Here is a 14,787-nt window from a genome sequence, read left to right on the forward strand (position 1 = left end):
CCCGTCATGATGCCCTCGGAAATCAGATGTTGTTATAATTGTCTCTTCTTATAGTGTTAAATTTTTGATTTTTTTTGTTTATTTATGTCCACAGGAAAACGATAGTTTCGTCATTACTATAAAAAGGGCTACTGTGGATAAAAGAGATGACTTTGATTTTCTCCTCGATGAAAACTTCATCAGTTGGAGGCTTGTTCAGACAAAGGAATTGGATGAATATTGGGAGAATTTCCTGATAGAAAATCCGGATCTGGAAAAAGCATTTCGCGAGGCGATTTACCGGTTCGAGGCGGTTCGGATTAACCATTATCCTCTTTCTGTAGCGGATAAGAGAGACATTTACCGTATTGTATTAAATGATATTTCCCGCCGGGAAAGGCGCCGGAAGTTATCACGTGTCTATTCTGTGGCTGCAGTCTTTCTGGCAGGAATGCTATTTCTTCTCTATTTTGCATTATTTAAGGGAAATGATCGGCCGCTTTTTATGGAAAATACTGATATTATTATAGGACAAACGCTGCCCCAGGAGGAGGTATATCTGATATCGGCAGGAGAAAAAATCAATCTCTCGAACCATTCCCGGATTGATCTGGTGGAGGAAGGGACAATATTGGTGACTGATAGCACGCAGAAAAAAGAATTATTGCTTACAGAGAGTAGCTTGAATAAGTTAGTCGTACCTTATGGTAAAAGATCCAACCTCACCCTTTCCGATGGTACTGAGATATGGCTGAACTCAGGTACACAGCTTGATTTTCCGTCCCGATTCAGTGGGAGAACGCGAGATATTTATCTGGACGGGGAGATTTTTATTCATGTCACTCATAATCGGGATATGCCTTTTATTGTGCATATGCAGGGTGTGGACGTGCATGTACAGGGTACCTCTTTTAATATTTCGGCATATAGGGATGAAGTGAAGAAAACGGTAGTACTGGTAGACGGGAAAGTACTGGTTGAAACAGATGACAACAGAACAGTTGAAATGATACCCAACGATAAGATCGATATTACCGATAGAGAGATATCCAAAGAAGTTGTAAATGTTTCGGAATATATCAGTTGGAAAAGCGGCGTATTGGAGTTTAACAAAACACCGATGTCGGAAATATTGAGAAAAGTAGGAAGATACTATAATGTGCAGTTTGAAGAAGCACCGGAGGTAGAGTTGAATGCCCGTACCTGTTCAGGCAAATTGTTCCTGTCGACTAATCTGGATAGCGTGATGACATCTGTCTCGATCCTCTCTTCCACGACCTATTCCAGAAATGATGACTTGATACAAATTAGTAAGAAATAAGAGTTTATAATCCTGTTGCAGCTGTATCGAAATCGAAGATGAATATATTGATGCAAGTAAAAAAATGATGCCTATGAAATAAACCCAAATGAAAATGAATGAAAATTCAAAAAAAGCAAAAAATCGGACAATGCTGCCACATTGCCCGATCGTGCGAAAATTAATTTACTATTAATCCAATCAAGGTAAACTAAAAATCATTACAAATGTATGGAAGAAATTATTAAATCTAAACAAATTGCATCTAAAAAATGCAATCGAAGTGTAAGGATCATGAAGATGTCTATATTATTTTTCTTTCTCTGCATCTTTGGAGTTGTCGCAGAGAACGTGTATCCTCAGCAAAAAGAGATTTCTCTCAACCTGAGAAATGTAACTATTAAAAATGCGATCTCAGAAATAGAAAAATCAAGTGATTATCTATTCCTCATCACAGATGAAGCCCAGGTTGAATTGAACAAAAGAATCAGCATCCAGGTGAGTAACGAGTCTATTCAGTTCATTCTGGGAACCATCCTCAAAGATGCCAATCTGGGATACAGGGTGGTAGAAAGGCAGGTTTCACTCTATAAAGTTGATTCACCAACCGCTAAAATCAGTACAGACACACCGGTTGATGAGGTCAGGCAACAGAAAAAACGAATCACCGGAACTATAAAAGATAACGAAGGATATGCTATAATAGGGGCAAATATCGTTGAGGTGGGTACTACCAATGGCACTGTGACCGATGTGGATGGACATTTTGTATTGAATGTGGATCAGGATGCTACGATACAAGTCTCTTATATTGGTTATTTATCCCAGGAAATCCCGACAGTTGGAAAGACAATTTTCGATATCATCTTGCAGGAAGATATGCAGTCTCTTGAGGAACTGGTCGTCGTTGGATATGGTGTGCAGAAAAAACGGCTTATCACAGGTGCTACTGTTCAGGTGGATGGCGACAATTTGACCAGATTGAGTACTACAAGTGCGTTGAGTGCGTTGCAAAGCCAGGCGCCAGGGGTAAATATAACCCAATCTTCCGGTATGCCGGGAGAAGGATTTAAAGTCAATATCCGCGGTATTGGTACGGTGGGAAACTCTGCACCACTCTATGTGATTGACGGTGTGGCAGGTGGTGATATCAACCTGTTGAATCCTTCGGATATAGAATCTATCGATATATTGAAAGATGCGGCTTCTGCAGCTATCTATGGTGCGCGTGCCGCCAATGGTGTTATCTTGGTGACCACCAAAAGGGCCAAGGCAGGAAAAACGGAACTCACTTACGATGGCTGGGTGGGATGGCAGAATGTATACAAGATGCCTTCGCTGCTCAACGCCAAAGAATATATGGCTATTGTCAACGAATCCCGTTTTAACGAGGGCTCCCCGTTGATTGATTTTGCCACGGAAATCCCCAATCAATATCAAGCCATTATGGATGGATCCTGAAATGGAACCAATTGGATGGAATGGGCAAGAAATAAAAATGCCATTACACAAAACCATGCGTTCGGACTGCTGGGAGGATCGGAAATGTCTAAATTCTCTATGGGCTTTTCCTATTCCGAACAGGATGGTATCCTCGGTGTACCAGTTGACCCTCACTTTCAGAGATATACAGGGAGAATCAATTCAGAACATGTAATTCTGAAAGTGAGAGATTTTGATGTAATTACCATTGGAGAGAACCTTACATATACTTATAGCACAAAATCGGGGATCGGTATCGGAAATATCTATTGGAACGATGTGCATAACCTGCTCGTCGGTAATCCTCTGATGCCCGTATATAATAGTGATGGTGATTATTATGATCAACAAAGTAAAAAGGACGATAAATGGGAGCTGCAAGATGCAGCCAGTAACCCTCTGGCCGAAATGGTGTACCGCAGAGGACAGAACCTTTCGAAAAATCATTCGCTCTTTGCAAATGTATTTGCTGAAATTCAGCCTGTCAAGAACTTGAAATACCGCAGTAGTTTTGGTTATAGGATGAGTGCCTTTACTTACAGGCAATATACACCCGCCTATGAACTGTCGACTACCATCACCAATGCAACGGATGACATAAGTCAGAGTGCAGGATCGGGTTATGACTATACTTTCGAAAATACACTTTCTTACCTTTGGAATATCAATGAGGTGCATAACTTTGATACAGTGATCGGCCAATCTATTGAAAAATGGGGCCTGGGAGAAGGTGTTGAAGGAGGAAACTCCAACGCGTTGTTCCCCGGTTCCTGGAAACATGCATGGCTTTCTAATACACAGGGTATTACTTCGAATGAAACATCGGTGGGAGGAGAGCCTTGGGATAGAGGCGCGCTTGCTTCATTTTTCGGGCGTATCAACTATAATTATCAGGAAAAGTATCTTGCTACGGTGATAATGAGAGCCGATGGCTCTTCCAATTTTGCCAGAGGCAATAGGTGGGGATATTTCCCCTCTTTCTCGGCAGGATGGGTTATTTCCAACGAATCATTTATGGAAGGAACCCATTCATGGATGGATTTCCTGAAACTACGTGCCAGTTGGGGACAAAACGGGAATAGCAGTATTGATCCTTTCCAATACCTGGCAACTATTTCGTTTGATAAGCACAACGGTTATTATTTCGGTAATAATAAATCTGATTTGGTTACAGGAGGGTATGCCGATATATTACCCAACCCTGATGTTACCTGGGAAACCTCGGAACAATTGAATCTTGGTGTGGATGCCCGTTTCGCCAAAAATCGACTGGGAGTGGCCTTTGACTGGTATAATAAAACAACCAAAGATTGGTTGGTAGTGGCACCTATCCTCGCATCCTATGGAACAAATCCGCCTTATATCAACGGTGGTGATATCCGAAATAGGGGTATGGAGCTGGGGTTGGATTGGAATGACAGAAGAGGTGATTTCACTTATGGAGCTAATTTAAATATTGCTTATAATAAGAACAAGGTAATCCGTATTGCCAATGCCGAGGGCATTATTCATGGTGAAGAAAACGTACTTAGCCAGGGAACCAAAGAGATGTACCGTGCAGAGGTTGGATACCCGATAGGTTATTTCTGGGGGTTCAAGACTGCAGGTGTATTCCAGAATGCAGAACAGGTGGACGCTGCCAAGGCAAAGTTGGAAAATGCGCAGCCGGGTGACCTTATTTTCGTGGATACAAATGGTGATGGTGCAATCACGGATGCGGACAAGGTGAAGATTGGGGATCCCAATCCTGATTTCCAGTCAAGCTTCTCTATCAATTTTGGATATAAAGGCTTTGATTTGTCTCTGACGGCCACTGGTAAATTTGGCCATCAAATTGCAAAATCATATCGTTCTTTTGCTGATAGCCCATTGCAGAATTATACGACTGATATTTTTGAGAGATGGCATGGGGAAGGTACTTCCAACAAATTACCGCGGTTGACCAGCGGTAGTCATCCGAACTGGCAAAATATTTCGGATATCTACATCGAAAACGGAGATTATGTGAAACTGCAAAATCTGACCGTAGGATACGACCTGAAGAAGATTCTTCCCAAACTGCCATTCTCGCAGGCCCGGTTCTATTTTACAGCCCAAAATCTTCATACCTTCACCAACTATTCCGGGATGGATCCTGAGATAGGGTATGGATATGACCAGGGATGGGTATCCGGTATCGATCTGGGGTTCTATCCCAGCCCAAGAACTTATTTGATTGGTGTTAATTTAAAATTCTAATGAAGTATAATTATGAAGAAAAAGACAATATATATAGCACTGACTGTTTGTTTTGCATTGATGTTTGCCGGTTGTGAGAACTTTCTTGACACCGAGAGCTATACAAAGCAAAATACAAGTAATTTTCCCATCACGTTGGATGATGCTAAAAAATCGCTGACAGGTATATATAGTACCTTGAGTATGGCTATTTCCAATCCTGCAGATACTCATTTTTATATGGCTGAACTGGCTTCAGACGACCGTTTTGGAGGTGGAGGTGAGAACGACAAGGATATGCAGGGATTCGATAAATTGATGAATACGAAGCCCAACCGGTTTGGGACTTACTGGGAAGCCAGATATAGAGGAATATTCAGGGCTAATATGGCATTAGAGACATTGGATAATTGTGAGGACTGGGAAAGTGAAGCACAGAAGAATCACTTTAAAGGGGAAGTGCACTTCCTTCGCGCATTATTTTATTTTGAGTTGTCACAAACATTTGGAGAGGTTCCTTTGGTGCTGAAGACAGAAGCCGAGAATATTCCAAAAACACCAGCTGATCAGACCTATGCACAGATTGCATCTGACCTGAAAAATGCAATCGAGATGATGTACTCAACACCTTACTCTTCGGTGGAAGCAGGTCATGCCACCAAATGGGCGGCAGAAGCTTTAATGGCAAGGGTGTTCCTTTTTTATACCGGCTATTATGGGAAGGACGCATTGCCTTTGCCCGAGGAAGAAGGGAATATAAGCAAGAATCAAGTGATAGAGTGGTTGACAGACTGCATCGCTAATAGTGCACATGATCTGGTAAGTGATTATAGGAACCTATGGCCTTATACCAATGAATATACCGTGGAGGACTACAGTTTTACGAAAGACAAAGGACTTCAATGGGCGGATGACGGAAACAAAGAGACTGTGTTTGCGGTTAAATTCGGAACGTCAGTAGACTGGGGAGATCAATTCACTTTGGGATATTCCAACCAGTATAACCTGCACTTCGGCCTTAGAAGCGGTAACGGAAGTGAATCCACTTTCCCATTCGGACAAGGATGGGGGGCCGGTCCGGTCAATTCTGAATTATGGAACGAGTGGAGACAAGCTGAACCTACCGATATCCGACGTACAGCCTCTATCCTGAATGTTGAAACTGAACTCAACGATTATGAATGGGGCGCGGATAAACAAATGGAAGAGACCGGTTATTGGCAGAAAAAATATATACCCATAACCGCTTATGATGCGGAAAATAATTTCGTTGTTTCGTATGCCGTTTTGAAAGATGGAGCCACGGTTGACTACCAGTTGGCACACACACAAGATCTGGTGCTGATCCGTTTTGCTGATATATTACTAATGCATTCGGAATTGGCACAGGATGCAGCTGGTCTAAACAGAGTGAGGGCACGTGCAGGGCTTACCCCTGTTGCTTACTCATTAGACGCACTTAAAAAGGAACGTCGATGGGAATTGGCTTTCGAAGGTTTGCGGTATTTTGATCTGATGAGATGGGGGGATGCTGCCACGCAACTGGGCAAGCAAGAAGGAGTAGCTATTAAGAACCGGGGAGTTGATGCGGTGATGCGTGCCTTTGGAGGAGGCTATGAAGCCCGTTATGAAGCTACGGGTGGTTTTTGGCCTATCCCCGAATCACAGGTTCAGCTCTCTGACGGAGTACTCGTGCAGAATGATGGGTGGGGTACTACTGCTGCAGAGTTCACGGGTTGGTAGTCTATCAATTGAATGGGAAACATTAAAATAAAACATCATGAGAAAATCTATATTATATATTCTGGCGTTACTTTTATTATTTAACGTGGCGTGTGAACCCGTTGAAAAAAGATTGTCAATGGGAAATCCTATTTCAGCGGAACAACTGGATATTTCTGTAACTCCTCTCCTGGTTGATGGAAAGAGATCGAATAAAATAGTGATGGAGAATCACAGTCCTGTCATGTCGAATTGGAATTACGGAGTGGGAGTCTCACAGAAAATGACAGATACGGTGTTACTTGTCATTACAGGCGATAATGATATTATTTTTACCGGATTAAATCCTGATGGCTCTACTATAACTAAAACATTGACGGTAAATATAGAAGAACTCTCCTTCCCCGTTCCGGCAGAGTGGGCTTTGCTTTGTGGAGACGGGGAAAAAGAATGGGAATGGGCTGCTACTAACTGCTGGGGAAATGGAGGTTATCTGGCTAGTTTTGAGCCGGCTTGGTGGGTGCTCGATCAAAATGGAGTGGAAGAGCAAGCAGCCGGAGAAGGCCCCAATGCAAGTATGGTATTCTCTATTAGTGGAGCATCATTGACAAAGAAACGAAATGATGGTACTTCTGTTACCGGTTCCTTCTCTTTTAATATGGGAAAAAAGAAAGTTACTTCAGGTGGTGTTTCATGGGCGACAGGAGAATTCAAAACAGTCGGTGTAACTATCTTGTGTGGCGTTTCTCCGGACGAAGGGAAAATTCCGGTAAATACCTACGACATTCTTGAACTTACTGAAGAGCGGTTAGTAATGGCATATGCACCGGCAGGTACTGGAGAATGGGGTACGGCTTATTTTTGGGTATTTGTTCCCAAGAAGTAAGCGTATATTTTCATTGAATAAACGGGGGTTGTTTCTTGCGGATATAGGAGGAAATAACCTCCGGTTATATTTTTATTAATCCTCCGGAGTTTGTTGATTCTGAAAGTGACAATTTTCGAATCGTTGTATATGGGCAATTGGTATCCGGTGTGGATAGCGGTGGTGAATGCAGTAATTATCTATCTGATTCTATGGGGTATGTATAAAAGGGATACCTTTCTCGGGGTTTGAATATGTGTATGTATTAATAACGGTGATATAAGAATCAGGCTTGTCAAGGCTAAGGAAGAAGGACTTCACGAGTTGCACACTTTTAAAAATAATATTTTATATGTTTTGTCTAAAAAGAATATCTTTGTCTAACTTGAGTTATAAATCAGAAAAAGAGAACGTAGCCGATAATTTTTTAAAATTACTTCAGGATAATTTGGATGAAATTTAATCTTGCCTTGATACAAAGTTTTTTCCGGTTTTCGTCAAGAAGAATTGTCTTTATAATTGCTTCTTTTCATTACATTTGTGGTTTTATTCGTAATACTGTATCTATGGAAACTCGGAAATCATGTAATCGGTTCGCTTCTAAAGCAATGGTTATTTTCATCTTTATTTTTTCTCTCGCGGGTTCCTTATCCGCCCAAACCAGGTGGTACGATCCGTTGAAAGAAAATTATAATGTGATCCAAAACCAGGGATGGACGGACGAAATAGGGAAGACCTACCAACGGTTGCCCGCCAGGGCGGAAGAAAAGGTGAGGAAGCCGGTCTGGAATTTATCACAAAATTCAGCCGGGTTGGGCATCCATTTTTATACGAATGCTGAAAAAATAGAAATCAGGTATGGAGTAACAGGCGACTTTGCCATGATGCACATGCCGGCTACCGGAAAATCGGGTGTGGATCTATATGCCATTGACCCTCATGGAGAATGGCACTTGGCTACAGCCAAATACAGTTTCAAAGATACTATTGGCTATACGTATGAAATCCAGCCTCAAAATCAATTTCACAAAAGAGGATTTGAATACCGGCTCTATCTTCCCCTGTATAATTCGGTGAAATGGATGGAGATCGGCGTTCCCGATTCTGCGGAATTTAAATTTATTCCTACAGTCCTGGAAAAACCGATTGTGGTGTATGGGACATCCATCGCACAAGGTGGTTGTGCTTCCCGACCGGGGATGGGGTGGACTAACATCTTATCAAGGAAATTGGATTATCCGGTAATGAATCTTGCGTTTTCTGGTAATGGACCATTGGAAAAGGAATTGGTCGATCTGATGGATGAAATTGACGCATCGTTGTATATATACGATTGTCTTCCCAATATGGGTTCCTTGTCAACGGAAGAAGTGGTGAAAAGGACAATATATGGCGTAACCAGAATAAGGGAAAAACATGAGACGCCTATTCTGCTGGTCGATCATATAGGTTACAGGAATCAGGAGATGAATCTTTCTTCCAAAGAGTCGGGAGATAGGATGAACAGCGCCTTGAAGCTGGCTTACGACTCTCTTTCTTCCCTGGGGGTTACAACTATTTATCATTTGTCAGCAGATATGATTGATTTTCCCGAGGATGGGTGTGTAGATAATATTCATCCTACTGATTGGGGAATGCAGGTATATGCCGACGCTTATGAGAAAATTATCAGGGAAATCCTAAGTATGCCTGTGGGAAATCTAAAGACGATGCAGCCCGTAAGTCAACGAAGGGAGCCTCATATGTACGAATGGAAAGCGAGACATGAAAATATATTGCAGTCTATTCAATCAAAACATCCGAGGAGGGTGATTATCGGTAATTCCATTACCCATTATTGGGGCGGCACCACTGAGCGTGAAAGCGGAGGGCAGAGTTGGAAACAGCAAATGGAACCTGCCGGATACCTTAATTTAGGTTTTGGTTGGGACAGGATTGAGAATGTATTGTGGCGTGTTTACCACGGGGAACTCACCGGTTACAAAGCCGATGAAGTGGTGCTCATGATTGGGACGAATAATCTGGGATTGAATCCCGATGAAGAAATTGTAGAAGGCTTGCGGTTTCTTCTACAACAGGTTAGCATCAGGCAGCCTAATGCCACAATAAAAGTGATGGGGATACTTCCGAGACGGGGAGGTGAGAGCCATGTGAAAGCCATGAATGAACGTATCTCTGAAATGGTTTTAGGTGAGGGCTATAATTATTTGGATGTAGGTAATCACTTGCTATTGGGAGATGGGAAAATTGATGAAACACTCTTTTCTGATGGTTTACACCCGAATGAAAAGGGTTATTCAAAAATAGTGGATGATATAGTAAGATAATTGGATATTATTATTTTGTCTGTTTTGTTTAAAAAGAATATCTTTGATAAAAATTTAAGAAAGTATTGTATGAGAACACTACAGGTGCCAAAGCAGAATGTTTCACAACTTGAGACCGTATTTGATAAGATAAAGATGCTTCATGAAGCCGGTGCTGAAGCGCCAGTCAACCAGGTGAACTGGAAAAATGACTTCCCCAAGTCGTTGCCCGTAACTGTGCGGGTGGCACATGACGGAGAAACGCTCTACCTTTATTATATGATAATCGGGGAAGCTGTCCGTGCGGCAAATACCGAAGATTTCGGGTCGGTATGGGAGGATAGTTGTGTGGAATTCTTTATGCAACGTGAAGGGGAAACCATATACCGCAACTTCGAATGCAATGTATTGGGGGTATTACTTTCCCGGCAGAACCAAGCAAAGGGGAAGGGGGAAGATCAGACCCGCGAAATGTCTTCTATTTTCAGGTATGGCACTGTTTGTCATAGATATGAAGGAGACCGACAGGTGAGCGATTGGAGCATGTATCTGGAAATCCCTAAAAGTGCGATGGGGTTTGGTCCTCAGGAGTCGCTTTCCGGACAAAAGATAAGGGCTAACTTTTATAAATGTGGTGATGAAACGCCTGAGCCACATTTCCTGAGCTGGAATCCAATCGACCTGCCCAAACCGAATTTCCATGTCCCTCAATTCTTTGGACAGTTGGAATTGGAATAAATTGAATTAAGAGTGAAGAGTGAAGAGTGAAGAGTGAAGAGTTAAGAATTAAGAGTTAAGAATTAAGAGTTAAGAGTGAAGAATTAAGTGTTAAGAGTGAAGAGTTAAGAATTAAGAGTTAAGAGTTAAGAGTTAAGAGTGAAGAATTAAACATATATAATGAACGAAATGGACAAACTACAACAAATCGTCTCCCAATTTATTGGTGACGATGCCAATATGGAGATAAAACCGCTTGGTAAAGGACATATTAATGATTCTTATAAAGTGATAGCGGGCGATAAAGAGTATGTGTTACAACGGATTAACCATCATATATTTAAGAATGTACACCAACTGCAGGACAATATACAAAGGGTGACAGAACATATCCGTAAAAAACTTACAGGGCAAGGTATCATCGATGTGGATCGCCGTGTACTAACTTTGGTCCCTACATTTGATGGGGCTCTTTATTATCAGGATACTACAGGTGATTACTGGCGGGTCATGGATTTTATCAAAGAGAGCAAAAGCTATGATGAAATCAATCCCGAACTGGCATACCGTGCGGGAATGGCTTTCGGCGATTTCCAGAAAATGTTGGCAGATCTGCCGGGAGAACCGTTGTTTGAGACTATTCCGAATTTTCATAATATGGAAGCTCGCCTGGAAACATTCCGTGAAGCTGTGAAGGCGAACAAGGCAGGGCGATTGGATAAGGTAGCGGAATTGGTGAAGGAAATTGAAGACCGTGCAGAAGAGATGTGCAAGGCCGAGAAACTACACCGTGAAGGCAAGCTGCCCAAGCGCATTAACCATTGCGATACCAAAGTGAATAATATTTTATTTGATAAAAATGATCAGGTACTTTGTGTGGTGGATTTGGATACCGTAATGCCGGGTTATGTGCTTTCCGACTTCGGTGATTTTATCCGTACGGGAGCCAACACCGGTGCAGAAGACGATAAGAACCTCGATAATGTATCTGTCGATCTGGATATTTTTGAAGCTTATGCGAAGGGCTATTTGAAGAATGCCGCCCCATTCCTCTCTGAGGTGGAGGTGGAAAATCTTGCTTTCGGCGCCAAACTGCTTACTTACATGCAGACAGTGCGTTTCTTTACAGATTATATCGATGGGGATACCTATTATAAGATTGCCTATCCCGAACACAATCTGGTGAGAACCGAAGCGCAATTTAAACTGTTACAGAGCCTCGAGGAAAACTTTGAGAAGATGCAGCAGATTGTAAGAAAAAATTACTATCTTTGCACCGCTTTATTTTGAGGAAAAAACGTGGCAAAATTTAGTTTGTACAATATTTCCCTGAAAAATCTTTCCGAGGGAGTCCATACTTTTGAGTATGAATTGGATAGGAAATTCTTCGAAGCCATTGATGGTGACGAAGTGCGGAAAGGTAATGTAAAGGTGACGGTGAATTTGCGGAAAACGTCATCCACTTTCGAATTCAATTTCGATCTTAAAGGAGTGGTTCAGGTACCTTGTACCCGGTGCCTGGATGATATGAATTTAGATGTGGATACGCAGAGCCGGTTGATCGTGAAGTTCGGTAAGGAATATTCTGAGGAAAGCGACGAAATTGTGATTATCCCCGAGGAGGAAGGAGAGATCAATATTGCCTGGTTCCTGTATGAATTTATAGCCTTGACCATTCCTATCAAACATGTACACCCGGCAGGAGAGTGCAATAGGGTGGTATCCTCGAAGTTGCGTAAGCATCGGGCTGTCAGTACGGACGATGCCGATGATGACGACGGAGATATCCAGGATGATGATTTCTCAGATGAAGAAGAATCTCAGGACAACGATCCCCGTTGGGATGCACTCAAAGGATTGAATCTGGAAGAAAATTGAGCATATAAACAATTAAAAACCAAATATAGAAATGGCACATCCAAAAAGAAGACAGTCTTCTGCAAGACAAGGAAAAAGAAGATCACACGATCATGCCAAACTGCCTACTATGGCAATCTGTCCCAACTGTGGAGCATGGCACATTTATCACACCGTATGCGGTGAATGTGGTTACTACAGAGGTAAATTGGCTATTGAAAAAGACGTGACGGCATAATTATCCTTTAGTTTACAGAAATAGTAGGCCCTGAAACGTCAAAATATTGCATTTCAGGGTCTTTTTAATAATTATTTTACGACGATGAGACGATTAAACGCCGTAATTACCGGGATCACAGCCAAAGTGCCGGATTATATCCTCACCAACGAGGAGCTGTCTACCATGGTAGATACCTCCGATGAGTGGATCATGACCCGGGTAGGGATAAAAGAACGGCGGATCCTAAAAGGTGAACAGCAGGGTATTTCAGTATTGGGTACGGCTGCAGTACAAGAGTTATTGAAGAAGACAAATACCGCTCCTGAGGAGATCGATGCTGTAATCTTCGCTACTTCTACTCCCGACCATATCTTTCCTTCGGCGGCTTCAATCGTCGCTGAGGATAATGGGATTAAAAACGCTTTCTGTTTCGACATGGAGGTGGCTTGTTCTGGATTTGTGTATGGCCTGGAGATTTGTAACGGGCTTATCCAGACGGGCAAGTATAAAAAGATTATTCTGTTGGCGGGTGATAAAATGTCGTCCATCACCAATTATAAAGACCGTACCACTTGTCCCCTTTTCGGCGATGCGGTAGGAGCGGCGATGATAGAACCTACCGAAGAGAATATCGGCATCATCGATGCGGAACTCCATTCAGATGGAGTAGGGTACCGGCCGTTGCATCTGAAAGCCGGAGGGAGCAAATTCCCTGCGACACACGAGACGGTGGATAATGCGGAGCATACCGTGCACCAGGATGGGAAGGTCGTATTTAAGCACGCTGTTTCACGGATGGCTGAAGTCTCGTTGAATATTATGCAACGCAACAACCTTACTGCTGACGATGTGCATTGGCTGGTTCCACATCAGGCCAATATGCGTATCATCGACGCAACAATAGACCGTACCGGATTACCCCGTGAAAAAGTGATGATCAATATTGAACGTTACGGAAATACCAGTGCGGGTACCATCCCACTTTGCTTATGGGAGTGGGAGCCTATACTGAAAAAAGGGGATAACATTATCCTTGTGGCTTTCGGGGCAGGTTTCTCCTGGGGAAGCGTTTACCTGAAGTGGGGATACGATGGGAAGTGAATAGGTGCTTAAGTGCCTAAGTGCCTAAGTGTCTAAGTGCTTAAGTGCCTAAGTGGTTGAGTGGTTAAAAGATATATATATGTCGAAAAATACGCATCGTTCCGGTTTTGTCAATATCGTGGGTAATCCCAATGTCGGAAAATCCACATTGATGAATCGGCTGGTAGGAGAGAAAATCTCCATTATCACTGCAAAGTCGCAGACCACGCGTCATCGTATTATCGGTATTGTGAATACGCCCGAATATCAGGTAGTCTATTCTGATACTCCGGGAGTATTACGTCCCAATTATAAGCTGCAGGAATCGATGTTGAACTTCTCTTTGTCGGCGTTGGATGATGCCGATGTCTTGCTCTATGTGACTGATGTGGTGGAGAAAATAGATAAGAATGACGAATTCCTGAGCAAGGTGCAACGATTGAATCTTCCAATTCTACTATTGATCAATAAAATAGACCAGACCAATCAGGATGAATTGGAGAAAATGGTAGCACAATGGCAGGAGCTGTTACCCAAGGCAGAAATATATCCCATCTCGGCATTGAATAATTTCAATGTAGATGTGGTACAGAAGCGTGTCCTGGAACTTTTGCCGGATTCACCCCCTTATTTTGAGAAAGATGCACTTACCGACAAGCCCGCCCGTTTTTTTGTCACTGAAATTATCCGGGAAAAGGCGTTACTCATTTATCAGAAAGAGGTGCCCTATTCTATTGAGGTCGTCGTGGAGGAATTCAAGGAAGAAAATGATATAATCCGGATCAGGGCAATTGTATTGGTAGAACGTGATTCTCAAAAAGGCATTGTGATCGGACACAAGGGCGAATCGTTGAAAAAACTGGGTACGATGGCCCGAAAGGATATCGAACGGTTCTTTGAAAAAAAGGTTTTTCTGCAGCTTTATGTGAAGGTGGAAAAAGATTGGCGGAACCGCGATAATATGTTGAAAACATTCGGGTACCGGCTTGATTAATTACTAATTACAAATTACTAATTACAAATTACTAATTACAAATTACTA

At 42.4% G+C, this 14,787-nt stretch carries 12 protein-coding genes; all 12 read left to right on the forward strand.

Translation table 11 applies throughout. From position 1 onward, the window contains the following. The first annotated feature begins 133 nt into the window (after positions 1–133). The 12 genes from ABV001_RS02950 to era all read left to right on the forward strand — a co-directional run bounded on the left by ABV001_RS02950 (position 134) and on the right by era (position 14,739). Positions 134–1,300, forward strand: coding sequence for a FecR family protein (locus tag ABV001_RS02950; protein ID WP_352421438.1), 1,167 nt, complete (start codon positions 134–136; stop codon positions 1,298–1,300). Between the two features lie 279 nt (positions 1,301–1,579). Then, the gene (locus ABV001_RS02955) at positions 1,580–2,740 is read left to right on the forward strand and encodes a SusC/RagA family TonB-linked outer membrane protein (protein ID WP_352421439.1); all 1,161 of its coding nucleotides are present in this window, start codon (positions 1,580–1,582) and stop codon (positions 2,738–2,740) included. Between the two features lie 15 nt (positions 2,741–2,755). Then, on the forward strand, positions 2,756–4,999 hold the full coding sequence (locus ABV001_RS02960) for a SusC/RagA family TonB-linked outer membrane protein (RefSeq protein WP_352421440.1): 2,244 nt from the start codon (positions 2,756–2,758) through the stop codon (positions 4,997–4,999). Positions 5,000–5,011: 12 nt separating this feature from the next. Then, on the forward strand, positions 5,012–6,721 hold the full coding sequence (locus ABV001_RS02965; RefSeq protein ID WP_352421441.1) for a RagB/SusD family nutrient uptake outer membrane protein: 1,710 nt from the start codon (positions 5,012–5,014) through the stop codon (positions 6,719–6,721). Positions 6,722–6,839: 118 nt separating this feature from the next. Beyond that, on the forward strand, positions 6,840–7,586 hold the full coding sequence (locus ABV001_RS02970) for a hypothetical protein (protein ID WP_352421442.1): 747 nt from the start codon (positions 6,840–6,842) through the stop codon (positions 7,584–7,586). Between the two features lie 545 nt (positions 7,587–8,131). Then, entirely contained in the window at positions 8,132–9,892 is a 1,761-nt protein-coding gene (locus tag ABV001_RS02975; RefSeq protein ID WP_502929830.1) for an SGNH/GDSL hydrolase family protein, read from the forward strand. A 69-nt stretch (positions 9,893–9,961) separates the two neighbouring features. Further along, on the forward strand, positions 9,962–10,609 hold the full coding sequence (locus ABV001_RS02980; protein ID WP_352421443.1) for a carbohydrate-binding family 9-like protein: 648 nt from the start codon (positions 9,962–9,964) through the stop codon (positions 10,607–10,609). A gap of 168 nt (positions 10,610–10,777) precedes the next feature. After that, positions 10,778–11,878 carry a phosphotransferase enzyme family protein gene (locus tag ABV001_RS02985; protein WP_352421484.1) on the forward strand — a complete coding sequence of 367 codons (1,101 nt, stop codon included), beginning with the start codon at positions 10,778–10,780 and terminating at the stop codon, positions 11,876–11,878. 9 nt (positions 11,879–11,887) lie between these two features. Next, on the forward strand, positions 11,888–12,466 hold the full coding sequence (locus ABV001_RS02990) for a YceD family protein (protein WP_352421444.1): 579 nt from the start codon (positions 11,888–11,890) through the stop codon (positions 12,464–12,466). A 31-nt stretch (positions 12,467–12,497) separates the two neighbouring features. Further along, positions 12,498–12,683, forward strand: coding sequence for a 50S ribosomal protein L32 (gene rpmF / locus ABV001_RS02995; RefSeq protein ID WP_294081570.1), 186 nt, complete (start codon positions 12,498–12,500; stop codon positions 12,681–12,683). A gap of 84 nt (positions 12,684–12,767) precedes the next feature. After that, a complete protein-coding gene (locus ABV001_RS03000) occupies positions 12,768–13,766 on the forward strand; it encodes a beta-ketoacyl-ACP synthase III (protein WP_352421445.1) in 999 nt (332 codons plus the stop codon). Positions 13,767–13,845: 79 nt separating this feature from the next. After that, positions 13,846–14,739 carry a GTPase Era gene (era, locus tag ABV001_RS03005; protein WP_352421446.1) on the forward strand — a complete coding sequence of 298 codons (894 nt, stop codon included), beginning with the start codon at positions 13,846–13,848 and terminating at the stop codon, positions 14,737–14,739. Positions 14,740–14,787: the final 48 nt, after the last annotated feature.

Source organism: Proteiniphilum sp., from assembly GCF_040307845.1.
Lineage (GTDB): Bacteria > Bacteroidota > Bacteroidia > Bacteroidales > Dysgonomonadaceae > Proteiniphilum.